1 pseudogene is annotated in these 219 nt (G+C 53.9%); it reads right to left on the bottom strand.

Features of this window, described 5'->3' with window-relative positions:
* Positions 1-219 (bottom strand): annotated as a pseudogene (locus HMPREF2865_RS11375) (PspA); the annotation flags it as partial.

Genomic DNA, 219 nt, shown 5'->3' with positions numbered 1-219 from the left:
GGCCTCCAGCAGGGTTTTGGCTGCCTGATACCGTTCGTAACTTTGGGTATTGCCGAGTTTGTCGGAAACGGCTGCTGTGGTTTGGGCGGCGTTTTTACCGAACTCCTGCGTTACTTCCCTTTGCAGGTTGATCTCTTTGGCCACCGCGTCTTTGTCGAAGCTGTTTTTCAGACGGCCTGAGTGTTGATCCGCAGTTTCGGTGTCGATACCGGTGTGGAT

This window comes from Neisseria sp. HMSC073G10, from assembly GCF_001812605.1.
Classification (GTDB): Bacteria; Pseudomonadota; Gammaproteobacteria; order Burkholderiales; family Neisseriaceae; genus Neisseria; species Neisseria subflava_A.
Note: the sequence above shows the minus strand (reverse complement) of the source record. Positions and strands in the feature narration are given on the sequence as shown.